The organism is Pseudarthrobacter sp. Pseusp20, assembly GCF_059492155.1.
The window spans coordinates 915905-938639 of sequence record NZ_CP168521.1; the positions used below are offsets into that span (position 1 = coordinate 915905).

General features: G+C 67.2%; 18 protein-coding genes and 1 tRNA gene. 5 read left to right on the top strand and 14 right to left on the bottom strand.

What is annotated here, in order from left to right; all coding sequences use genetic code 11:
* Window positions 1-4: 4 nt before the first annotated feature.
* The 4 genes from ACEN9K_RS04450 to ACEN9K_RS04465 all read right to left on the bottom strand — a co-directional run bounded on the left by ACEN9K_RS04450 (window position 5) and on the right by ACEN9K_RS04465 (window position 5859).
* The gene (locus ACEN9K_RS04450; RefSeq protein WP_495635242.1) at window positions 5-2131 is read right to left on the bottom strand and encodes an ArnT family glycosyltransferase; all 2127 of its coding nucleotides are present in this window, start codon (window positions 2129-2131) and stop codon (window positions 5-7) included.
* Entirely contained in the window at window positions 2128-3474 is a 1347-nt protein-coding gene (locus ACEN9K_RS04455; protein WP_495635243.1) for a bifunctional glycosyltransferase family 2/GtrA family protein, read from the bottom strand. Before ACEN9K_RS04455 ends, ACEN9K_RS04450 begins: the two co-directional genes overlap by 4 nt.
* Window positions 3475-3629: 155 nt before the next feature.
* Complete coding sequence (locus ACEN9K_RS04460; protein ID WP_018771235.1) at window positions 3630-5105, bottom strand: sensor histidine kinase; 1476 nt, start codon at window positions 5103-5105, stop codon at window positions 3630-3632.
* A gap of 13 nt (window positions 5106-5118) precedes the next feature.
* Window positions 5119-5859: a response regulator transcription factor gene (locus ACEN9K_RS04465; RefSeq protein ID WP_018771234.1), complete on the bottom strand. Its 741-nt coding sequence runs from the start codon at window positions 5857-5859 to the stop codon at window positions 5119-5121.
* 226 nt (window positions 5860-6085) lie between these two features.
* Here ACEN9K_RS04465 and ACEN9K_RS04470 point away from each other — a divergent pair, with 226 nt between their 5' ends.
* The 3 genes from ACEN9K_RS04470 to ACEN9K_RS04480 all read left to right on the top strand — a co-directional run bounded on the left by ACEN9K_RS04470 (window position 6086) and on the right by ACEN9K_RS04480 (window position 9184).
* Entirely contained in the window at window positions 6086-7090 is a 1005-nt protein-coding gene (locus ACEN9K_RS04470; protein ID WP_495635244.1) for a hypothetical protein, read from the top strand.
* A 568-nt stretch (window positions 7091-7658) separates the two neighbouring features.
* Window positions 7659-8525 (top strand): winged helix-turn-helix domain-containing protein, encoded by an 867-nt coding sequence (locus tag ACEN9K_RS04475; RefSeq protein ID WP_018771233.1) that lies wholly within the window; start codon window positions 7659-7661, stop codon window positions 8523-8525.
* A gap of 131 nt (window positions 8526-8656) precedes the next feature.
* Window positions 8657-9184, top strand: a complete 528-nt coding sequence (locus ACEN9K_RS04480) for a SixA phosphatase family protein (protein ID WP_026266065.1) — start codon at window positions 8657-8659, stop codon at window positions 9182-9184.
* Window positions 9185-9208: 24 nt separating this feature from the next.
* Here the strand turns inward: ACEN9K_RS04480 and ACEN9K_RS04485 are convergent, their stop codons facing one another.
* Window positions 9209-10138, bottom strand: coding sequence for a LysR family transcriptional regulator (locus ACEN9K_RS04485; RefSeq protein ID WP_223995109.1), 930 nt, complete (start codon window positions 10136-10138; stop codon window positions 9209-9211).
* A 72-nt stretch (window positions 10139-10210) separates the two neighbouring features.
* On the opposite strand from ACEN9K_RS04485, the gene ACEN9K_RS04490 reads away from it, so the two are divergent.
* Entirely contained in the window at window positions 10211-11215 is a 1005-nt protein-coding gene (locus tag ACEN9K_RS04490) for an EamA family transporter (RefSeq protein ID WP_144600272.1), read from the top strand.
* A 493-nt stretch (window positions 11216-11708) separates the two neighbouring features.
* Here the strand turns inward: ACEN9K_RS04490 and ACEN9K_RS04495 are convergent, their stop codons facing one another.
* The 5 genes from ACEN9K_RS04495 to ACEN9K_RS04515 form a co-directional block, all read right to left on the bottom strand.
* Window positions 11709-12356, bottom strand: a complete 648-nt coding sequence (locus ACEN9K_RS04495; RefSeq protein WP_223993839.1) for a TetR/AcrR family transcriptional regulator — start codon at window positions 12354-12356, stop codon at window positions 11709-11711.
* The gene (locus ACEN9K_RS04500) at window positions 12353-14389 is read right to left on the bottom strand and encodes a YhgE/Pip domain-containing protein (protein WP_144600273.1); all 2037 of its coding nucleotides are present in this window, start codon (window positions 14387-14389) and stop codon (window positions 12353-12355) included. Before ACEN9K_RS04500 ends, ACEN9K_RS04495 begins: the two co-directional genes overlap by 4 nt.
* Window positions 14386-15087 carry a hypothetical protein gene (locus ACEN9K_RS04505; protein WP_018771227.1) on the bottom strand — a complete coding sequence of 234 codons (702 nt, stop codon included), beginning with the start codon at window positions 15085-15087 and terminating at the stop codon, window positions 14386-14388. Before ACEN9K_RS04505 ends, ACEN9K_RS04500 begins: the two co-directional genes overlap by 4 nt.
* Before the next feature lie 67 nt (window positions 15088-15154).
* Window positions 15155-16609: a dihydrolipoyl dehydrogenase family protein gene (locus ACEN9K_RS04510; protein WP_056389281.1), complete on the bottom strand. Its 1455-nt coding sequence runs from the start codon at window positions 16607-16609 to the stop codon at window positions 15155-15157.
* 76 nt (window positions 16610-16685) lie between these two features.
* Window positions 16686-16762 (bottom strand) — tRNA-Arg (locus ACEN9K_RS04515).
* A 277-nt stretch (window positions 16763-17039) separates the two neighbouring features.
* On the opposite strand from ACEN9K_RS04515, the gene ACEN9K_RS04520 reads away from it, so the two are divergent.
* Window positions 17040-18872, top strand: coding sequence for a phosphoenolpyruvate carboxykinase (GTP) (locus ACEN9K_RS04520; protein WP_018771225.1), 1833 nt, complete (start codon window positions 17040-17042; stop codon window positions 18870-18872).
* Between the two features lie 75 nt (window positions 18873-18947).
* On the opposite strand, the gene ACEN9K_RS04525 is transcribed toward ACEN9K_RS04520, so the two are convergent.
* The 4 genes from ACEN9K_RS04525 to ACEN9K_RS04540 form a co-directional block, all read right to left on the bottom strand.
* Entirely contained in the window at window positions 18948-20108 is a 1161-nt protein-coding gene (locus ACEN9K_RS04525; RefSeq protein ID WP_134165837.1) for a globin domain-containing protein, read from the bottom strand.
* 138 nt (window positions 20109-20246) lie between these two features.
* Entirely contained in the window at window positions 20247-20696 is a 450-nt protein-coding gene (locus ACEN9K_RS04530) for an RrF2 family transcriptional regulator (RefSeq protein ID WP_018771223.1), read from the bottom strand.
* A gap of 15 nt (window positions 20697-20711) precedes the next feature.
* Complete coding sequence (locus ACEN9K_RS04535) at window positions 20712-21209, bottom strand: hypothetical protein (RefSeq protein WP_144600277.1); 498 nt, start codon at window positions 21207-21209, stop codon at window positions 20712-20714.
* A gap of 6 nt (window positions 21210-21215) precedes the next feature.
* Window positions 21216-22634: a phosphomannomutase/phosphoglucomutase gene (locus tag ACEN9K_RS04540; protein ID WP_134165835.1), complete on the bottom strand. Its 1419-nt coding sequence runs from the start codon at window positions 22632-22634 to the stop codon at window positions 21216-21218.
* Between the last annotated feature and the right edge of the window lie 101 nt (window positions 22635-22735).

A 22735-nucleotide genomic window follows, 5' to 3' on the forward strand; every position in this document is an offset into this window, starting at 1 on the left:
AGTCCTACTTGGTGAGTTGGTACACGGTGGAGTTGCCTACGGTCTGGGCCTGGAAGTTGGCCTGGACCCAGGCGGCCACCTCTGAATTGCCGCGGCCACCCATGCCGCCGCCTCCCATGCCACCGCCTTGGATGAAGTAGCCGATCTCGCCCTTGGCCACCATGTCCTGGAACTGGGCGAGCGTGGGGTAGGGGTCCCCGCCGTTCCAACCGCCCAGGGCAATGACGTTGGTGTTCGTGGCGAGTTCCAGGCTGGCTGCCTGGCTGGCGCCGGAGACGATCGCGGACCACTTCGTGGTGGTGGCCTTCAGGAGTGCCGCCACCGCCGCATCTGCGGATCCTTCGCCCGGGCCGCCGGCGCCCCCGGCACCCCCGGCACCTCCGGGGCCGGCTGCGCCGTCGATGCCGCCGAAGGGATCGAGTCCACCCGCGCCGTTGGCAGCGTCAGTGGCGGCCTCCCTGCCGTCAGCCCGTGCGCCGCCGAATCCAGCGGCACGGTTGCCGAAGCCACCCGCGGACGAACCCGCCGGGCCCGACGTCGGAATGGAACCGGAGTGGGCGGAAGCAGCGGTGGCGAGGGTCCACCCCGCTGTCCCAAGACCGCCGGCCAGGAGGGATACGACGACGACGGCGGCCGCACCGGCCCGGCGGAACCGTCCGGAGGCGCCCAGTTTCGAGGTGCCCAGTGCGTCGAGGCGGAGGAGGATTGCGGCGGCGGCGAGGACGCCGAGCACGATGATGGCGACCCGCAGCCAGGGGAGCCACGACGTGTCGCGGCCCAGCAGGACTGCCGACCACACAGAGGTGCCGAGGACGGTCACGGCGAGGACGATCCGGGCCGGCCAGTAGCTGCGGCCACGCCAGAGCTCCACTGCGCCGATGCCCACCAGCGCTGCGATCGCCGGCGCCAGTGCCACGGAGTAGTAGGGGTGGACAATGCCGCTCATGAAGCTGAAGACCCCAGCCGTGACTAGGAGCCAGCCGCCCCACAGGATCAGTGCTGCCCGCCCCGGGGAAGTGCGTACTTCCCGTCGGGTGAACCAGAGGCCTGCCACCAGCAGGACCAGGGCGGCGGGCAGAAGCCACGAGACCTCACCGCCAAAGCTGGTGCCGAACATCCGCAGCAGCCCGGCCGCCCCGCCGAATCCGGCGTTGCCGCCGCCGAAGCCGCCTCCGGGACCGCCGGCAGCAGCATCCCCGGCCCCGCCGGGCATGCCCTCGCCGGAACCGGTGAGACGGGCCAGCCCGTTGTAGCCGAACGTCAGTTCAAGGAAGCTGTTGGTGCTGGACCCTGCCATGTACGGCCGCACGGAGGCCGGTGTCAGCTGGAACAGGGCGATGTAGCTGCCGGCAACCACGACGATTCCGCCCAGCGCGCCAAGCAGGTGCACCAGCCGGCGCCCCACCGGCGTGGGTGCGGCCCACAGGTAGGCCAGTCCCAGAGCGGGAACGATCAGGAAGCCCTGCAGCATCTTGGTGAGGAAGGCCAGGCCAATCACGGCACCGGCGGCCACCAGCCACTTCCAACCCGCCCTCTCAATGGCGCGGGTGGTGAAGTAGGCAGCAAGCACCAGGCACAGGGTGAGCATGGCGTCCGGGTTGTTGAACTTGAACATGAGCGCAGCCACCGGCGTCAGCGCCAGGGCCCCGCCGGCCAGCAGGCCTGCGGCAGGTCCCGAGACGCGTTTGACGGCCAAGTAGAGGAACCCGACGGCGGCCACCCCCATGAGTGCTTCCGGCACCAGCATGCTCAGTGGTGAAAAACCGAAGATGCGCCCTGCGAGGGCGGGGATCCAGAGTGCTGCCGGCGGCTTGTCCACCGTGATGGCGTTCCCTGCGTCCAGCGAGCCGAAAAGGAACGCCGTCCAGTCCTTGGTGCCGGCCTGGATGGCGGCTGCATAGAAGGAGTTTCCGTAGCCGGTTGCTGCCAGGTTCCACAGATACAGGACCGCCGTGGCTGCCAGGAGCCCCACGGCGGAAGGCCTCACCCAGCGGGGCTGCGCACCGAAGGCGTAGCGGGTCCAGCGGGGTGCGGTATCGGCCGCCCCGGGGGAGGAGACAGCGTGGCCGGATGGCGACGGCTGCCGGCCGGCGGGTGAGCCGGCGTCCGCCGGCGAAATGGTGGAGGTCATGATGCTGCCGATTCTGTCGAAGTGGGGGCGTCTTTCGTGGTCCGGTTGCCGTGGTTGCCGCGGAACACCCAGAGCCGGAACAGCAGGAACCGGACCGCCGTGGCTGCCAGGTTCGCCGCCACAACGGTGAGGACTTCCACCCACCGGTCAGGCGTCGTCGTCCGGTGTACAAAGGCGAGTGCTCCGGAGGTGAGCAGCAGGCCGATGCCGAACACGATCAGCCCTTCGAAGTGGTGCCGGACCGGGTTGCCGCCCTGGATGCCGAACGTGAAGCGCCTGTTGGCGCCAGTGTTGGCCACGGCGGTGATCAGCAGTGCAAGGAAGTTGGCCAACTGCGGGTCCATGAATCCCCGGCAGAACACGAAGATCAGCAGGTACGCCAGGGTTGAGGCGGCGCCAATCGCGGCGAACCGGACCAGCTGGCCGAAAAGGCTGCTGGCGCGTGTCTGCTCACCGGACCGCGAGGATGCCGGGATCGGACCCCGTGCCAGGGCTGCGCGCAGCTCCGGGACCGGGATGCGGCCGTAGACCAGGTCGCGGGTGAGGCGGGCCATTCCCCTCACGTCGGCCAGTGCTGTGCGTACCACGTCCACGCTGGAATCGGGATCGTCGATCCAGTCAACGGGGACCTCATGGACACGCAGGCCGCAGCGTTCGGCGAGGACCAAAAGCTCGGTGTCGAAGAACCAGGAGTTGTCCACGGTGTAGGGCAGGATCTGCTGGGCGACGTCGGCGCGGATGGCTTTGAACCCGCACTGCGCGTCGCTGAACCGCGCGCCCATGAACGAGTGCAGCATCATGTTGTAGCTGCGTGAGATGAACTCCCGCTTGGGCCCGCGGACGACGCGGGAGTTGCGGGTCAGCCGGGTTCCGATGGCGAGGTCCGAATGCCCGGAAATCAGGGGCGCCAGCAGCGGCGGCAGGGCGGCGAGGTCGGTGGAAAGGTCCACGTCCATGTAGGCCAGCACCGGTGACGGGGAGGCCAGCCACACTTTGCGCAGGGCGTTGCCGCGGCCCTTCTCATCCAGGTGGACCGCCACGAGCTCAGGGAACTCCCGGGCCAGCCGCTCGGCGATCTTCAGGGTTCCATCCGTGCTGGCGTTGTCCGCCACGGTGATCCGGAAGCTGTGCGGAAAGGTATCCAGCAGGTGCCCGTGGAGCCGGCGGAGGCATTCCTCAAGGTCACGTTCCTCATTGAAAACGGGAATGGTCACGTCAAGGACCGGAACGGTGGCGCGGGTGTCCACGGGTGCGCGCCGTACGGCATGTCCGCGGGGAGGAAGGCCCGCCGGGGCCACCGCGGCGTCCGGCAGGGTTCCTGAAGTGGAGTCGGTGAGCGTCATGGATCAAGAGTGGCGCCGCAGGATTTGAGGGCTTTAGGCGCAACCTGTGATGTGCCTGTGTAACTGGCGCTGTGCAACCGGCGCTGTGCAACTGGCGCTGTGCAATTGGCGCGGGCTTGGCCTTCAGTGGCCACCGCCCTGTGCGTGTGTGGCGGTCAGGCGGCGGCGGGTCCGGGCACGGGAAGGCGGACCGCAAACTCGGTCCTGCCTGGCCGGGACACCAGTTCCACCGTGCCTCCGTGGGCCATGACGATGGATTCGACGATGGACAGGCCCAGGCCCGACGAGCCTTCTGAGCCTGAGCGGGCGGCGTCGGCCCGGGTGAAGCGCGAAAAGATGTTGCCCTGGAATTCGGCGGGGATGCCGGGCCCGTCGTCGGTAACCGTCACCACCACGCTCCCATCGGCCGAGCGCATCAACCCGGTGGTTACGGTGGTGCCGGCCGGTGTGTGCTTCCGGGCGTTGGACAGCAGGTTGGCCAGCACCTGGTGCAGCTGGGTGGCATCCCCGCGGACCGTGACGGGCTCGTCGGGCAGCGTCAGCTGCCACGTGTGGTCCGGGGCCATGACCTTTTCATCGCTGACGGTTTCCACCACCAGCTGGGTAAGGTCCACATCGGTGGTTTCGGTTGCCTTGCCCTCATCAAGCCTGGCCAGCAGGAGCAGGTCCTCCACCAGCGCGGTCATGCGCTCGGACTGGCTTTGGACGCGGCCCAGTGACTTCCGGCCGTCCTCGGTAAAGGTCTCGGTCATGCGCATCAGCTCGGTGTACCCGCGGATGGCGGTCAGGGGCGTCCTGAGCTCATGGGAAGCGTCCGCAACGAACTGGCGCACCTTCATCTCGCTGCGCTGCCGGGCTTCCAGGGCGCTGGAGACGTTGTCCAGCATCAGGTTCAGGGCATGGCCCACGCTGCCCACCTCGGTGGTGGGATGCGCTGCGGAGGGCGGTACGCGCACGGCAAGCGCCACCTCGCCGGCGTCGAGGGGCAGTTTGGAGACCTTGGTGGCGACGTCGGACAGCTGTTCCAGCGGACGCATGGTCCGGCGGATCAAGGCAGTGCCCGCAAGCCCGATCACGACCAGGCCGCCCAGTGACACCAGCACCATCGTGAGCACCAGCGAGGCCTCGGTGCTTTGTTTCGTTGCCAGCGGCAGGCCGGTGATCACCACGTCGCCGTAAGGGGTGGCCGTGGCCATCAGCCGGTAATCGCCGTTGGACAGCTTGCGGTCCACGGGAAGGCCATTGCGGGGCAACGCCTGCAGGGTGGCCACATCGGCGGAAGTCAGCGCCGTGCGGGTGGCATCGGAAGACAGGAAGCCCGCCTCCCGGCTGACCTGGCCGCCCACCACCCGTGCGTTGAGCGTCCCCACACTCTGGCCCCGGGCATCGAGGGGGTCCGGTCGGCCGGACGGGTTGCCCTCCGGCGGCCGTCCGCGGGAGGCCAGCATCAGCTGCGAGTCCAGCTGGTTGGTCAGGACCACATCCATGGAGGCGTAGCTGACCACGCCGATGGCGCTGGAGATGGCCACCAGGAGCGCCATGGAGAGCAGGATCAGGCGGGTGCGGAGGTGCCAGGTGGACGGGTTGAACCAGGACCGGCCGGTGGGCCGGGGGACACCGGAAAGAGACACGCGTTTCCTTTGGCTAGTCTGCGGGCTTGATGACGTAGCCTGCTCCGCGCACGGTGTGGATCATCGGCGGATGGTTGGCTTCGATCTTCTTGCGCAGGTAGGAAATGTACAGTTCCACGATGTTCGCCTGGCCGCCGAAGTCGTAATCCCAGACGTGGTCCAGGATCTGGGCCTTGCTGACCACGCGCTTGGGGTTTTCCATCAGGTACCGGAGGAGCTCGAACTGTGTTGCCGTCAGCTGGATCCCTTCCCCGGCACGGGTGACTTCACGGGTGTCCACATTGAGCACCAGGTCGCCGACCACCAGTTCGGCAGTGTCCATGGCGGCCACGCCGGAACGCTGCACCAGCCGGTGCAGGCGCAGCAGGACTTCCTCCATGCTGAAGGGCTTGGTGACGTAGTCGTCCCCGCCGGCGGCCAGTCCCACAATGCGGTCCTGGACGTCGTCTTTGGCCGTCAGGAAGAGCGCAGGCACCTCCGGCGCAAAGGCGCGGATCCTGCCCAGCAGCTCCACGCCGTCGAACCCCGGCAGCATGACGTCCAGCACCAGGACATCCGGGTGGAAGTCCTTGGCGAGCTTGACGGCAGTGGGACCGTCCGCTGCCACGGCCACAGACCAGCCCGCCATGCGCAGGCCCATGCTCATGAGCTCGGACAGGCTCGGCTCGTCATCCACCACCAGGGCACGGATCGGCGACCCGTCCGGGTGGGTGAGCTGGGGAAGGTTGTTGGTCATGGAGTGCGGGGATGCCATGGGACAACTCTCCGATCTGTCGGTTTGCCGACGCTTTGCCGTTGCTGTGCTCCAGCTGTGAGGTCCAGCCTAGCCACCTGAACCCAACGCAAGCTCTGCCCTGGGAATGCGGCCCCGAAGGTCACAGGCAGGCTTGGCCTGCCGCACAGCCGCCGCACAGCATGGCGGCAGACCCTGTTGGAACAACAGCATCACCACCATCAGTTTCAACTTCTTGGAGAAAGCCATGGATCAGCAAGATGACCGCGCCGTCCCCGGGGCATCGGGGCAACCCGGCGCATCAGGACACGCGCCCCAGCCGGCTCCAGTCTGGGGCGGGGCAGCCGACGGCACCGACCGCGATGGGGCAGCCACAGGATGGGGTGTCCCCACAGGCAGTACCAGCGGCCGCGGGGAGCCGGCCCGATCACCCCAGGGGCAGCCTGTGCAGGGTTGGGGTTCATCCGCTTCCGCTGCGCCTTCCGCAGGCTGGGGAACGACGGCGGCACCTGGCCAGGCGCCAAACGCCGGCGGTGGGTGGGGCGTGCCGCAGCCGTACGCCTCCGGCACGTCTTCCCGTTCCGGGAAAGGAAACTGGACCGCGAAGAAGGGCCTGTTGGTAGGCGGCGTGGCGGTGGTTGTGGGCGCCGCGGCCGGTGCCGGCGCCTACGCTGCCGGAAACGGTGCCACTGCGGCGTCCGCGAACAACGGCCAGGGCACAGGTGCCGCGGGCCAGTTGGGCCCGGGAGGACAAAGCGGCATGACCGGACAGGGCGGCATGATGGGCCCCGGCGGCCAAAGCGGCATGGACGGCGGAATGGGCATGGACGGCGGAATGGGCATGGACGGCGGAATGGGCATGGACGGCGGCCCCAGTGGCCTGGGGATGGGAGCGGCCGGCCTGAACGCTGCCGTCCACTCCGAATACGTGGTCCTCCAGGATTCGAACTACGTGACCATGGCGGGCCAGACAGGCACGGTCACGGAGGTTTCCGCGACCTCCCTGACCGTCAAGAGCGGGGACGGCTTCTCCCGCACCTATGCGGTCGGTTCCGGCGTGCAGGTCACGCAGGGAATGCGGCAGCGGGGCAGTGCATCCACCAGCAGCACGCTCAGCATGTCCAACGTGACCACGGGAGCGGGCGTCCGGGTGACGGCCGTGAAGGATTCGGACACCTACACCGCCCAGACCATCCAGCTGGCAACATCCGGCATGGCAACCACTCCGGGCTCCGGAGCAAGCAGTAACTGACACGCAAAGACGAACGGGGCAAACCATGTGGGGCCGGGCACCCGACGGTCCCGCGGCAAAAAAATTCGGGAAGAGAGGGAATGTCGGCTGGACAGGAGAGGGGCCTGTCCAGCCGATTCTATGTCAAACGGTTGAATTTCAGAGAGATTCGGTCAAATCTGATTCGAGCGAATAATGTTCTCAAAACGGCTAGATAGAAGGCCCTTCATCGGATAAGCATCAAAAATAAATCCCTCTTCCGAAATAGTGATCTACCGCACAATTCTGCGTTTCGTCTCACAATGCGGACGATTTGGTCCATTGTTACTTGCAAGTTGGCATTGTTACGCTGCACACTTCCAATGTGAACAAGAACTCAACAGCACCTGCAGCCGCAGAATATTGGCCCAGCACATCCGCTGCTGCCGACATGCGCTGTTGTCGAATGCACGCCTGACCTTCCCACCCAACGAAGTTCTTAGGCATTCGCCCCCAAGCCCAGCGTCGGGCGCCCATCCCCGGTTCCTGTGACGGGGAAGCCAGCATTCGAGCCGCGAAAACGGCCATTTCACATTGAGGTAAGCATTTCATGTCAGTTGCATCCGGATACGTCCACATCTCAGTCCGTAACGCCGCCAAGGCAGGCCAGCCCTCCGGCCTTCGTCCCGGTTTCGGCCCGCGCCCGGCACTCGCTCCCTCCACTCCCGGAAGCAGCTTCCCCGGCCAGGGTTTCGCCCCGCAGGGATACAACCCCAACTCATACGGGCAGCTCCGCGCCGTACATCCCGCAGACTCCGCGCCGGTGACCGCTCCCACCCCCGTCGTGGCCGGCGCCAACCAGGTCCGCCCTGTCGCCAACGAGAACGTCGCCCGCGGATTCGTCCTCTACATGGGCATCGACGAGGAGACCGCGGCAGCAGCCGGAACCTCCATCGCCAAGCTCGCGCAGGAAATCCGCGCATACGCCCAGTCGCTGGTCTCCGGCGCCGAAAGCTACGCCGCCGTCGCAGTAGCCCCGGCCGGCACCCCCGGTTCCGCTCTCGACGTCGTCCGTTCCACCTTCGGCGACCCCACCGTGAACTCCCGCCAGCGCTCGGAAACCCCGCGCCCTGCCCAGCCGCAGGAACCCCGCCCCTCCGGCGTGCTCATCGACCTCGCCCGCCGCGAAGTCCACCTCGACGGCGAATCCCTGAACCTGACGTTCAAGGAGTTCGAACTCCTCAACTACCTCGTCGAAAACGGAACCCGCACCGTGGGCCGTGACGAACTGCTCGAAGGTCTCTGGCGCAACGCCGAAGAGGTTCCCAACGAGCGCACCATCGACGTCCACATCCGCCGCCTCCGCTCCAAACTGGGCCGCCTCGCCAACACCGTCCGCACCGTCCGCGGCCAGGGCTACCGGTTCTACGAGCACCCGGAAGTTGTTGTCTGGGCCGCTCCGGAGTACTCGATCTAGTTCCTCTGTACGGGAGGCGCCCGCCCTCTGGGGGTCCTTGTGTCACTGTGGGCATGCTTTGGTGCGGTTCTCTGTTGCTGAGGCCTGTATTTGCGGGCGCCCTCTGCTTTTGCTGGGGCTAGGCTTGGGCCATGAGTTCGCACCATGTCCGACGCCTTGTGATCATGCGCCACGCCAAGGCCGACTGGCCCGGCGGGGTGGCCGACCATGAGCGGCCGCTCGAGGAGCGCGGGCACCGGGAGGCGCCGCTGGCCGGCCGCTGGCTGCTCAAGCACAACATCGTCCCGGACTTCATCCTGTGCTCCAGCGCGCTGCGCACGCGGCAGACCTGCACCTGGGTCTGCTCCGAACTCGGCGACAAAGCGCCGACGCCCAAGCTGGAAGACGGCCTGTATGCGGCCTCGGCCCTCCGGATGCTCACCGTGGTCAACCACGTGCCGGACACCGTGACCACCCTGATGGTGATCGCGCACCTGCCCGGCGTGCAGGACCTGGCCATGCACCTCGCCTCACGCGACTCCGACCACGACGCCTACATGGACGCCGCCACCCGCTTTCCCACCAATGCGCTTACGGTCCTGGAGACGGAGAAAACGTGGGCGGAACTCGATGGGCAGGATGCCCGGATCACCCGCTTCAAGGTGCCCCGGGCCCACTAGTCCCAGCCTCACCAGCTACCGGGCTCACTGGCTCCCAGCCTCACCGGCTCCTGGCCCATCCGCCGCGATGCCGCGCAGCAGCGCCGCGACGTGCCTGATGCCCGGACTGGCCGTCATGGTCCTGCGATGGACCAGCCCCACCTGCCGCGCCTGGACCGGATTGACCACTGGAATTGCGACGACGTCCGGAGGCAGCGCCGGGCGTCCCAGCCGGGGCACCAGGGCAACCGCCACGCCCTGCTCCACGAAAGCGATGTGCGTGGCAAAATCCGGATCGTAAACCCTGATGTCCGGAACCCGGCCCAGGTCGGCGAAGATCCGCAGGAGCGCTTCATTGCAGATCGCGCCGGCCGGCGTACTGATCCAGCGCTCGTCGACAAGCTGGGCAGGGTCAACTTCCGCCCTAAGCGCGAGTGGATGCCCGCGGTGGACCAGGACATCGGCCACGTCCTCGCACAGCCACTCCAGCGCCAGGTGCTCAGGGATCACCAGCGGCACGGAGTTCCAGTTGTGCACCAGGCCCAGGTCGGCTTCGCCGTTGGCTACCCTGGCCACGGCCTCGCGCGGGTCCTCCGCCAGGACGGAAATGTCGAGCGCCACCCCCGACTGCCCAACCTGGGCCAGCAAAGGCCCCACCAGTCCGCGGCAGGCAGTGGAAAAGGAAACGATGCGGAGGCTGCCGCTGGGCTTCGCCGGGTCTGCCAGCAGCGTGGACTCCAACTCCTCCAGCTCTGCCAGGATGCGCCGCCCATAAGCCGCCAGGGCCAGCCCCCGCTCGGTGAGCAGAACCCCGCGGCCGCGGCGTTCCAGGACGGCGAAGCCGCCCTCTTTCTCCAACTTCTTCACCTGCTGGGACACGGCGGACGGGCTGAATCCCATGGCTTCCGCCGCCGCAATAACCGTCCCATGCTGCTCGATTGCCGCAAGGGCGCGCAGCGACCCGATGTCGATCATGAAGAAAACGTACACGATTCAGTGCTGAATTACGCGCTGGTGCTTCATTGATACCTCTGCCAGAGTGGGAGCGTGAGCCTGCGCGAATCCCTCCTTGCCGTCCTTGTAGCCCTGCTGTGGGGCCTGAATTTCGTGGCCATCGACATCGGGCTCCACGCAGGCGGCCGGAATTTTCCCCCGTTGCTGTTCGTCGCGCTGCGTTTCGTCCTGGTGGTTGTCCCCTGGATCTTCTTCGTCAGGAAGCCGGACGTGGGCTGGAAGGCCATTATCGGCGTCGGACTTTTCATGAGCGCCGGCCAGTTTGGCCTTCTGTACCTTGCCATGGCGCTTGGCATGCCGGCCGGTCTTGCCTCGCTGGTGCTTCAGGCACAGGTGCTCCTGACCGTCCTGCTCGCCGCCGGGTTCCTGCATGAGCGGCCCAGCGCACGCCAGCTGGCGGGTGTCGGGCTGGGGGTAGCAGGACTCGCCCTGGTGGCCGTGGGACGAAGCGCCGTGGCACCGCTCCTGCCGCTGGTCATCGTCCTGGCGGCGGCACTGTCCTGGGCAGCCGGAAACGTCATTGCCCGGAAGGCCAGGGCTGCCTCCGGCCTGGGGCTGGTTGTCTGGTCCGGAGCTGTGGTGCCACTGCCGCTGGGGGCGTTGTCGCTGGTGGTTGACGGGCCGGGCGCCGTGTGGGACTCGCTGTCCAATCTCCAGGGGCCAACCATGCTCAGCGCCCTCTACACCGCTGTTTTCGCCTCATTGGTGGGCTACGGAATCTGGAACCGGCTCCTGGCCAGCCACCCGTCGTCGGCTGTTGTTCCGTTCACCTTGCTGGTCCCCGTGGTGGGCATGAGTGCTGCATGGCTGGTGCTCGGGGAGGTGCCGTCGCCAACGGAGCTGGCGGGCGGGCTGCTCCTCCTGGGCGGGGTGGCGACGGCGGTGCTCACCGGTGCGGGCAGACGGCGTCAGCGCCGGGAAGCGGAGCCGCTCCCGGACCTGGGTGCCGGCCTGGCTGAGGGGGAGGCGGACGACGACGGGCGCCTGGCTGCGGTCGAAGAGCCGCCGGACGGTCTACGGGTGACGGAGGCCCGCTGAGGGGCGGAGGCCTGGTTGCCGGAGCGCGCGGAGGGGCGCGTTGCCTGGGGACTTCCGCGCCTGGCGGAGGAAGGCCTGCGGGCCGGCATTGCCTGGCCCCTTCCCGGCCATAAGGCACCCAGGAAGAGGATCCCGAAGGTTCCGGCAAGGGCGCAGGCGGCACCCACGAAGTAGTTGTCGGGGTCGTCCGTGGGGAGTGGGGTGCCCAGGAATGAGGACTGGCCGCTGAACGCCAGCTCCCACGTGCTGACGAACGCCAGGGAGAAGCCGAGTGCCAGGGCGGTCCCGGCGCCCGCGGCCAGCAGGGCAAACCGCCGCCGCCTGACCAGGATCTCGGCAAGCGCGCCGAGGTAGGCCAGCCCCAGGACGCCCAGGAAAGCCAGGAAGACCGGTTCGGCCAGTGTCATCGCCGTGAGTACCAGCAGCCCCGCAGCGACGACGCCGCAGATGACCGCGAACTTTCCGCTCTTCCCCGTATGGCGCATGTGCTCCATCATCCCCGAGGAGCCGGCTCCTTGAGGACGTAGCCGCGCATGATGGCCATGATTGCTGCAACACTTTGGTCACGGGTGCGCTCGGGGTTGTAGGTCTGCCGGTCCAGGCCCACTACGAAGCAGGCCCCAAAGATGGCCGTCTCCAGGCTGCCCCGGGACACCGATTCGTCCACGGGATAGGTCTTGGCCACCCTCTCCACGGCCTGGCCAATGACCTCCAGGAGCTCGCGGCGCAGGACCGAGAAGGTGCCCTGCCATTCGCTGGGGATCCGCCAGTTCTCGCTGACCCACAGGCGGGCGAAGGAAGGGTACTCGGCCATGAAATCCATGGCCTGGCCGATCATCGCTTCCATGGCCAGCAAGGGGTCCCGGCCGGTGCCTTCGCTGTCCGCGGCCTCGAGCAGCTGCGCCTTGAGGATGTCCACACCGTGCCGCAGAAGCTGCGCGATCAGCTCCGATTTGCTGCCGAAGTTGTAGTAGACGGTGCCCTTGGAGACCCCGGCCGCCGCTGCGATCTCATCCACCGTGACACTGGCCGCGCCGCGCTCGCCGATCAGCTCCATGGAGGCATCGAACAGTTTCTGGCGGGTGGCGTTGGTGCGGGCGGGCCGGAGCCCTTTGCCCGCGGCCGTGGGTTCGGTGCTCATACCGCGATCTCCGGTTTCAGTGTCTTGAGCGTCCAGTATTTGTTCTTGCGTACTGCGAGGGTGGACATGGCCGCCCCCAGCAGGGTGTAGCCCAGCAGGCCCGCCAGCGTGGGGGCAATCATGGACAGGTCACCGCCGTAAATCAGGTGCCGCATCCCGGTCACCACGTAACCCATGGGCAGGACCTGATGCACCACGTGCAGCGGCTGCGGGGTGGTCTGCCACGGGAACGTGCCGCCGGATGACACCAGCTGCAGGACCAGCAGGATGAGCACCACCAGCTTGCCCGGCGAACCCAGCAGCGCCACCACACCCTGGATGAGCGCGCTGAACGCCATGGCAGCGGCGAGCATGAACAGCCACATCAGGACCGGGTGCGCCGGGTCCAGGCCCAGGGCTACGTCCACCACCAGGGTCAGCAGCGACGCCTGCACCACCGAGACCAGCAGGAAGGGAAGCCAGCCGCCCAACGCGACCTTCCACGACGGCGCGTTGGAGGCCAGTGCCCGCTGGGTGATGGGGCGCATGGCCTGGACCAGCATGAAGATCCCGATCCACAGGGCGAGCGTGAGGAAGAACGGCGCCAGCCCCGCACCGTACGATCCGGCCTTGGCCTGCGAGACGTTGCTGACCGCCACAGGATCGGCCATGACCTGGGACAGGTTGCTCTTCTGGGCATCGTCCGGGTTGGGGACCTGGCCGGCGCCCTTCCCGATCTCGTCGGCGAGAGTACCGGACCCCGTCGCGGCCTGGGCCGCTCCGTCGGACACCTGCGCCGCCCCCGCATCCACCTTCCGTGCTCCGTCCGCAAGGCCGGCGGCACCGTCGACGGCGGACTGCTCACCGGCTGCCAGCGCGGCAGCGCCCGTGTGCAGCTGGTCAGCCCCTGCCGAGGCCTGCGCGATCGCGTCCCTGAGGGCCGGCATCCCGGCTGCCAGCTGGGCTGCGCCGACACTGACCGCCTCGGAACCGCTGGCCAGCTGCTGGACCTGGGCCGCATCCGTCTGGATCCTGCTTTTGGCCGCTGCCACGGGGCTGGATGCCGCGGCGGCGTCGAAATCCGCCAGCACCTTGTCCGCCTGCTCCTGCGTCAGGACGCCCGAGGCGACGAGCCTGCTGTTGGACTCCACCACCCGGGAGCGCAGTCCCTGGTCCGCTGCCTCCAGCTGCGCCGCCACATCCTGGACCTTGGCGTTCAACTGGGCGTTCCCGGCAGCCACCTGGGCGGCGCCGGACGCGAGGGTCTGGGTATCGGTTGGCAGGGTGGCCGTCTTGTCCTTCAGGACTGACAGTCCGCTGCTGAGCTGCCCCGCGCCGTCGGTCAGCTGGTTGGCGCCGTCCCGCAGCTTCAGCTGGCCGGCGTACAACTGGTCCGCCCCGCTGCTCAGGGCCGAGGTCCCCTCGTGGAGGGTGACCGTTCCGTCCCTGAGCGTGGCCACGCCGTCTGCCAGCCGGGTGGCACCGTCCGCGGCCTGGACCATCTTGGAGTGGATGGTGCCGAACCCGGTGAGCAGCTGGTTGGCGGTCTCCTCACCCACCTCCTTGGCGACACTGGAGTGCACGGCAGTGGTCAGCTTGTCCACGATCGTGCTCAGGAGGTAGTTGTTGGCGTCGTTCGTGGTCACGTTCAACATGGCCTGGCTGGCCGAGTCGAAGCTGCCGGGCGATACCAGGTTGGCCGAAAAGTCCTTGGGGATCTTCAGTGCGAAGGCGTACTGCCCGCTGCTCACACCCGCGTCGGCCTCCGTGGAGCTGGCCACCGGCACCCAGTGGAAGACATTGCCTTCCACCAGGCTGTCCGCCACTTTTGTTCCGGCCTCAAGCCGGCTGCCGTCCGCCGTGGTTGCGCCCGCATCCTCCACCACCAGGGCTGCGTCCAGGTTGTTGAGGTGGCCGTACGGATCCCAGTTCGCGTAGAGGTACACCGCGCCGTAGAGGAGGGGGACCATGGTCAGCGCCAGAATGGTCAGCTTGGGGAGCAGGCCGCCGGTCATGCGCTTGAGTTCGGAGCGGGCCAGCCGCAGGACAGTCACTTGGCAACCTCTGTTTCGAGTGGGGTTTCCTGGTTTTCCGGGTCCGGCCCGGCTTCCGCGGCAGGGGCCGGCTCCGGGGCGGCGTTGCCGATGGCGGCGACGGGCCCGTCCCATGAGCCGGGGACGGCGCTGACGGCCGCAACGACGGCAAGCGGCCGCCCGCCGTCGTACGCCAGCTGCTGCAGGCGCGGCAGCCAGGTGAGCTCATCTGCACTGTGGCGGTCCGGGGAATCCACCACCAGCAGGTCCGTGCGGGGGTTGGCCAGGGCCAGCGCCGTGAGGAGTTCGAGCCGCCGGCGGGGTTCAAGCTGTTCCGTCCAGAGGCCCGCGATGTCCTCGAACCGGTTGACCTTGAGCCACGGGCCGCTGAGCAATGCCCCACGGTAGCGCCGGGGTATCAGGGCCAGGTCCTCGGTCACCAGGTCGCGGACGCTGAGGTGTTCTTCAGGTTCATTGACGCCGGGGGAGTCCACCAGGGCCGCTGCCAGGCGGAGCTGCTTGGTCCGGGAACTGTTGTCCCAGCCGACCTGGCCGCCCGAAGCCTTCATCCTCCCGCTGAGCAGGAGGGACAAGGCGGTGCGCTGGTCCTGGCGGTCACCGGTAACGAGCAGCAGTTCGCCGCGGCCCACGGCCAGCGAGGTTGGCGGAAGCAGCGGGTCCCGGCGTCCTTTGGCATGGAGCTGGAGTGCTGAGAGCAAGGCTTGCCTTTCGCAGGAATGGTCTGCATCAAGGCTAACCGAACTGACTGGTCAGTTCAAATAAGGGTCACAGGCCGTACTTCTCCAGCAGCCGCAGCCACACCTCGCTGATAGTGGGGTAGGAGGGGACGGCATGCCAGAGGCGGTCCAGCGGCACCTCGCCCACCACGGCGATCGTGGCCGCGTGCAGCAGTTCCGCCACGTCCGGGCCGGCGAACGTTGCGCCAAGGAGGACCCGTCGGTCTTCATCAACCACCAGTTGGGCCCAGCCTTCGTAGTTCTCCGAATGGAGCGACGATCCGGCCACCTGGATGGGCAGCTCCACCGAGGATGCGTTGTACCCGTCCTTCCTGGCCGCCTGCAGGGTGCGTCCCACGCTGGCCAGCTCGGGGTCCGTGAAGACGACGCTGGGCACGGCGTGCTGGTTGGCCGTCTGGGCGAAGCGGGTCCACTCGCCGGGCGTGCCCTTGAGCTCGCCCCTGGCCCGTGCGGCAATGGCGTCAGCGGTGGCCCGCGCCTCGTACTTGCCCTGGTGGGTGAAAAGGTTATGGCCGGCGGCGTCTCCCACCGCGTACAGCCAGGGTTCGTCACCGGGGGTTCCCTGGACCAGGCCGGAGGTGTCCGTGGTGAGCGAAAGGTGCCCGGAGCCGTCCGGCTCGAACCCGACGCTCTCCAGGCCCAGGCCTTCGAGGGCCGGATGCCGGCCCGTTGAGACCAGGACCTTCTCGGCCGTGACGTCGGTTCCGTCGCCCAGGCTGACGGTGAGGGTGCCGTCGCCGTTCTCGCTGATGCGCTTGGTGGCGGTGTTCAAGCGTAGTTCGACGCCGTCCGCGCGCAGTCCTGCCGCAACCAGTGCCGCGGCCTCCTCCGGAAAGTTGCCCAGCAGCCCGCTGCGCGCCACCAGGGTCACGCTGGAGCCCAGGCGGGCGAAGGCCTGGGCCAGTTCGGCGCCGGCCACGCCGCCGCCCAATACTGCCAGGCGCTCCGGAACCTCGGCCGCCGATGTGGCTTCACGGGTTCCCCAGACCTGTACATCCTGCAGACCGTCGATGGGCGGGGTGTTGGGGGTGGAGCCGGTGGCGAGTACTACGGCATGCCGCGCCCGCAGCAGGTGGCGGGTACCGTCCAGGCCTGCCACCTCCACCGCCCTGGGGGCGGTCAGCCATGCATGGCCGCGCACCAGGTCGATGCCGGTGTCCTCCACCCATGAGACCTGGCTGTCGTCCTGCCAGTTGGAGGTGAAATAGTTTCGGCGTTCCAGGACGGCCGCGGCATCGAGGGTACGGGTGACTGCTTCCTTGGCGCCCGGCGTCGTCTGTGCTCCGTGCAGCGCGGTGCCGGGCCGCAGGAGTGCCTTCGATGGCATGCAGGCCCAGTAGGAGCATTCGCCGCCCACCAGTTCCGCTTCCACGAGCACGGCGGTGAGCCCGCCCTCCACAACGCGGCCGGCCACGTTTTCCCCCACGGCGCCTGCGCCGATAACAACAACATCAAATTCGCGCTCAGCGGCGTCGGGCATCATGTGCAAAGCCTAGCCGGGGATCACGGGCCCGGCTGCACAAAAAAGGTCCGCACCGGCGAGCCGGTGCGGACCTTGTTGGTGCGCCCAAAGGGATTCGAACCCCTGACCTTCTGTTCCGTAGACAGACGCTCTATCCAGCTGAGCTATGGGCGCATTCCGTGTCCCGGGAGAAGAACCGCTCTCCCCGAACCTCGAATTACTTTACGCGAGCAGGGCCCGTAGTGCCAAATCGAACCGACTGTAATCTCCGCAACTAGACCGGTATAGGTGACCTTTGTCACTTAATCGGTGTTTTTGCGGGAATAATTCCTTGATTTTCCGCGGAATTCACTTTTGGGGACCGGAGATGTCAGTCAAGCTCCCCAAAAACTCCACTGGTCCGGACCATAGCATTTAGCTCACACCGATGAACCCGAGGAAGGGAACTGCAATGGGCGATCTGGCGCAGAAGCCGCTGCTTGAGAAAGCACCCACCACACATGCCGGCCTGCTGGCATGGGTCGAAGAGGTTGCTGAGCTTACGCAGCCGGACCGCATTTACTGGGTTGACGGGTCCGAAGAGGAAAACACCCGCCTTACCGACGAGCTTGTTGCTGCCGGCACCCTGACCAGGCTCAACCAGGACCTCTTCCCGAACTCCTTCGCTGCGTTCTCCGATCCCGCCGACGTCGCCCGCGTCGAGGAACAGACCTTCATCTGCTCGGAAAACCGGCGTGACGCCGGCTTCACCAATAACTGGATGGAACCGCGGGAGATGAAGGAGAAGCTGCGCGGGCTGTTCGCCGGTTCCATGCGCGGCCGCACCATGTACGTCATCCCGTTCGTCATGGGCCACCTCGACGCAGAGGACCCCAAGTTCGGCGTGGAAATCACCGACAGTGCCTACGTTGTCGCTTCCATGCGCATCATGGCGAACATCGGCACCGAGGTCCTGGACAGGATCACGGCCACCAACGCCTTCTTCGTTCCGGCCCTGCACTCCCTCGGCGCACCGCTGGCCCCCGGCCAGGACGACGTGCCGTGGCCCTGCAACCCGGACAAATGGATTGTCCACTTCCCCGAAGAGCGCTCCATCTGGTCCTTTGGCTCCGGCTACGGCGGCAACGCCCTCCTTGGGAAGAAGTGCTACGCCCTGCGCATCGCCTCGGTCATGGCGCGTGACGAGGGCTGGCTGGCCGAGCACATGCTCATCCTCAAGCTCACCTCGCCGGAGAAGAAGTCGTACTACATGTCCGCGGCCTTTCCCTCGGCCTGCGGCAAGACCAACCTTGCCCTGCTCGACCCCACCATTGAAGGCTGGGAAGTCGAAACCCTTGGCGACGACATCACCTGGATGCGGATCGGCAAGGAAGGCGAGCTGCGCGCCACCAACCCGGAGGCCGGCCTCTTCGGCGTAGCCCCCGGCACCGGCTGGGGCACCAATCCGAACGCCATGCGCGCCATTGCCAAGGGCCACAGCATCTTCACCAACGTGGCATTGACCGACGACGGCGGCGTCTGGTGGGAGGGCATGACCGACGAGGTTCCGGCGCACCTGACCGACTGGCAGGGCAACTCCTGGACCCCCGATTCGGGCCGTCCCGCCGCCCACCCGAACTCCCGTTTCTGCACCCCCATCTCGCAGGTGGACATGCTTGCCGAGGAATACTACAGCCCGGAAGGCGTGGAGCTCTCGGCCATCCTGTTCGGCGGCCGCCGCAAGACCACCGTTCCCCTGGTCACCGAGGCACGCAGCTGGACCAACGGCATCTTCATGGGGTCCACCCTTTCCTCCGAGACCACGGCCGCAGCCGCCGGACAGGTCGGCGTGCTCCGCCGCGACCCGATGGCCATGCTGCCCTTCATCGGTTACGACGCCGGCGACTACCTGAAGCACTGGATCAGCGTCTCCGGGAAGGCCAACCCCGAACGCCTGCCGCACATCTTCCTGGTGAACTGGTTCCGCCGCACCGCCGACGGTGGATTTGCCTGGCCCGGCTTCGGCGACAACGCCCGCGTCCTGAAGTGGGCCATCGAGCGGATCGAAGGGAAGGCGGACGCCGTCGAAACCCCCATCGGCTTCGTGCCCGCCGGCCATTCACTTGACCTCACCGGCCTTGACCTGACCCACGCCCACGTGGAGGACGCTGTCCGCGTGGACCGCGGGGAATGGGACGCCGAGCTGGCCTCCATCGAGGAGTGGTACGCCAAGTTCGGGGATTCACTCCCGGATGCCCTGCGTGCCGAGCTCGCTTCCCTCAAGGAACGCATGGCCAAGCACTAGTCACTGCTGAAGCCACGACGGCGGCCCCGCACCTTTTTCGAAAAGGTGCGGGGCCGCCGTCGTTGGATGGCTGTTTCAGCTGGCGAGCCAGATGTCCGGGCCGAAGACCTCGTAGTGGATCTTGGTGGCCGGGATGCCGGCGTTGATGGCCTCGTTGCGGATGTTCTTCATGAACGGCAGGGGGCCGCAGAGGTAGAGGGAGGCGTCCGCCGGAAGGTCCACTTCGCGCAGGGACATGAACCCTTCCCGGGCGCCCTCCACCGGCTTCTCCAGCCACAGCTGGAGTTCCGCGCCGTCCAGGCGCTCGACGTCGTCCGTCATCTGGCTGCGCAGGGCCCAGCTGTCCAGGGTGCTTTCGGCATGCAGCACCAGGACCTGCCGGTCGGAGCCTGATTCGGCGAGGGAGCGGAGGATGGAGGCGGTGGGCGTGCAGCCAATGCCGGCGGAGGCGAGGACCACGGGGCCGTCGCCCTCCTTGAGCGTGATCTCGCCGTAGGGGTTGGAGATCTCGACGAGGTCGCCCACCTGGACGGTGTGGTGCAGGACGGGGGAGACCTCGCCGCCGTCGTCCAGCTTGGTGGTGAAGATGCGGCTGGTGCCTGCATCGCCGGAGAGGGAGTACTGGCGGACCTGGCGCAGCCCGTCCGGGAGGGCCACCTTGACGCTGATGTACTGGCCGGGCAGGGCGGGGGTGACGGGGGTGTCGTCGGCCGGCTCCAGGGTGAAGGTCATGGACCCGGTTCCTGCCGGTGCCTTGGCTGCCACCCGCCAGGGCGTCCACATTTTGTCGTTGGCCTGCGCGGCGTAGAGGCCCTTTTCGAGCTTGATCAGGGCGTCCGCCATCAGCCAGTACACCTCGGTCCAGGCTTCGGCGATTTCAGGAGTGATCACCTCGGCCAGGTCCTCGGCGATGGCGGCGAACAGGTGCTCGTAGACCACCTGGTACTGCGGCTCCGTGATGCCCAGGGAGGCGTGCCGGTGCGCGATGCGCGAAAGGACAGTTTCCGGCAGGGTGCCCGGGTTGTTCACCAGATGGGTGGCGAAGGCGGCGATGCTCCCGGCGAGGGCCTGCTGCTGGTTGCCGGAGCGCTGGTTGGAGCGGCTGAACAGGCCATCCATCAGTTCGGGGTGCGCCGCGAACAGGCGGGCGTAGAAGTTGGGGGTGATGGATCCGATCCGGGAACCGACCAGCGGCAGGGTGGCCTCAATGACGGGGCGGGACTTGTCCGAGAGCATCTGAACTCCTGAGGTAGTGGCCGGGGCCTTCGTCCGGCCGGAGGAAAACTCATATTTGAAATACGAGTATTTCTGCCTCAGTTCTACACCTTGTAGAAGTTTGAAATCAAACCGGGAGCCTGCGCTCGGATAGTCGGTTCAAAGCCCCGGGCGGAGGCCGATCATCTGGAAGACCGGAGCCATTTGCCGGGCCTGGGGGAGTTCCGCGATCACCACGGAGTCCAGCTCCGCATAGAAGGCTTCGCGGGCGCGGGCCAGTGCGCCGCGCAGTTTGCACTCGTTAATGAGCGGGCAGTTGCCGCCAGGCGCAACACAATCGGCAGGATCGGTGCGGGTATCAAGCTGCCGCAGGATCTGGCCCACGGAGGCGATCCGGCCCGCATGGCTGAGCCGGGAACCGCCGGACCGGCCCCGGACAACCTCAATCAGGCCCATGCTCCGCAGTTTGGCCATGGCCTTGCTGACATGGTTGTAGGGTGTGCCCACCGCGTCCGCGATGCTCTGGGTGGTGAGCAGCGTGCCGTCCGGAACGGCTGCGAGCACCATGAGTGCTCGCAGGCTGACGTCAGCGAAGGCATTGATCTTCATGGCTGCGGGTCCGGTCTAGTCCACCCAGATCGCAGGCTCGCTGGCGTCCGCGCCCAGTTCGCCGAACTCCCAGGACTGCGTGGTTGCGTTGGCGGAGTATGGCAGCACGGCCGCAAACAGGGATCCGTCGCGGTGTTCGGCGGCCACATGGATGGCGTCCGAATCCTCCTCCACCAGCAGGATGTCGCAGACCACCGCGGCGGCGCGGAAATCGTCCCGGTTCTGGCGGAGGAGGGCCTGAAGGTCGTGGATCATGGCATCCGCGTCGAAATCCCCGTCCGCGCCGTCGGCGGCATCAGCAGGCGAGACGGCCACCAGCCGCACCTCGCCGTCATTCTGGACTGTCAGCGCGAAAGGCAGGAAACCGCCGTTGCGCTGGAGCTGCTCCTGGGCCGCGCTGACGCCCGTGCCCAGGAGGTTCTCCAGGTCAGTTGCCGTGGCCTCGGAGACGGAATCGCGCCAGCTTTCCTGCCCGCCGGTTCCGCCCGCTGCCTGCCCCGTGTGGTCAGCCATCCGCTGCTAGGCCCGCACCAGGGACAGGACGCGGTCGCGGATGCGTTCCATGGTGGCCCGGTCCGTTGCCTCGGCATTGAGCCGCAGGAACGGTTCGGTGTTGGAAGGGCGGAGGTTGAACCAGTAGCTGCCGTCATTGGCCGTGAACGTGCTCCCATCCATGTTGTCCACGGTGAGGTCCTCGTCCGCGAAGGCCTGGCGCACCCGCTCCACCGCTGCGGGCTTGTCCTCCACCTCGGAGTTGATCTCGCCGGAGCTGACATACGGCTCGTATTCGCGGGCCAGCTCGGAGAGCGGGCCCTCCTGCTCGCCCAGGGCTGCCAGGACGTGCATGGCGGCCAGCATGCCGGTGTCAGCGTTCCAGAAGTCGCGGAAGTAGAAGTGGGCGGAGTGCTCGCCGCCGAATACTGCGCCTTCCTTTGCCATGACTGCCTTGATGAAGGAGTGGCCCACGCGCGTGCGGACGGCGCGGCCGCCGTCGTGCTCCACCAGTTCGGCGACGGCGCGGGAGGTCAGCAGGTTGTGGATGATGGCGGGCTTTTCCTCGCCCTGGGCCTTGGCGCGGGCGATCTCGCGGCGGGCCACCATGCCGGTGATGGCCGACGGCGAGACGGGCTCGCCCTTCTCGTCGATGACAAAGCAGCGGTCGGCGTCGCCGTCGAAGGCCAGGCCGATGTCCGCGCCGTGTTCGATGACAGCTGCCTGCAGGTCGCGGAGGTTTTCCGGCTCCAGGGGGTTGGCCGGGTGGTTGGGGAAGGAACCGTCCAGTTCGAAATACAGGGGAACGATGTCGAAAGGCAGCTTGGGCAGCAGCGCGTCACCCAGGACGGCCGGGGTGGTCAGGCCGGCCATGCCGTTGCCTGCATCCACCACCACCTTCAGAGGGCGGGACGCGGAAAGGTCAACGAGCTTGCGGAGGTACTCGGAGTAGTCCTTGAGCACGTCGCGGACACTGATGAGGCCGCGCGTGCCGCCTGCGGGGATGGACCCGGAGTTGAGGTACTGCTCCGCGAGGGCCTGGATCTCCTTGAGGCCGGTTTCGGAGGAGATGGGGACGGCGCCCGCCTTGGCCATCTTGATGCCGTTGTATTCGGCGGGGTTGTGGCTGGCGGTGAAGGTGGCCCCGGCGCGGTTGAGGAACCCGCAGGCAAAGTACAGCTCATCGGTGGAGATCAGGTCCAGGAGCTCCACATTGGCGCCGCGGGCTGCCGCTCCGTTGGCGAAGGCCTTGGTGAACTCGGGGGAGGAGGGGCGCATGTCCCCGCCCACCACGATGGTCTGGCCTTCGAGCTGCAGGACATCCACGAACGCGGCCCCCACGGCTTCGACGATTTCGGCGGTGATCGACTCGCCTACAATCCCACGGACGTCGTAGGCCTTGAAGGATGCCGAAAGGTCAAATGTCGTTGTCTGTTCGCTAGTCACGGGCTTTATCTTACGTGGGCAGCGCTTCCGGCCAATGTGGATTGGGGAGCTCTTTCGTAACAGGTCCGCTTTGCGGCCGGCTTTCCACATAGCAGCCCGCG